This is a genomic window from Proteus sp. TSJ240517 (assembly GCF_047921575.1).
In the GTDB taxonomy this organism is placed as follows: domain Bacteria; phylum Pseudomonadota; class Gammaproteobacteria; order Enterobacterales; family Enterobacteriaceae; genus Proteus.
In genome coordinates this window covers 1-442 of record NZ_JBLRMH010000034.1, presented here as the reverse complement: position 1 = coordinate 442, position 442 = coordinate 1, and the positions used below count along the sequence as shown (strand labels likewise).

General features: G+C 47.1%; 1 pseudogene. It reads left to right on the top strand.

Annotated elements, in window-relative coordinates:
• Positions 1–442, top strand: a pseudogene (locus ACNARN_RS18645) (RTX toxin); the annotation flags it as partial.

Here is a 442-nt window from a genome sequence, read left to right as displayed (position 1 = left end):
GACTTTACGGTCGATACGGTTGCCCCTTCAGCACCAGAATTAAAAGCAGAAGATGACGGTTCGGTGTCTATTGAACTGCCAACGGATGCCAATAAAGGTGATACCGTAGAAATTACGTTTGAAGATGAAAACGGTGACAAACATACGGTGACCTTAGAAAAAGGCGACAATGGTTGGATATCGGATACCCCTGCTTTAATTCCGGATAGCAATGGTGATAAAGCGACGATCCCTGCGGATAATGTGAAAGATAACAGCGAAGTAACGGGTGTTGCCAAAGATCCAAGCGGTAATGAAAGTGACCCTTCAACTGTGACTTCAAAAACCGATGGTGTCACCGATGCGCCAGTGCTGACTATCCCAGAAGTGGCGGATGGTTATGCGAATGCAGATGAACTGAAAGATGGTTTACAGGCCGAAGTGACCTTGCCAGCAGGCACTG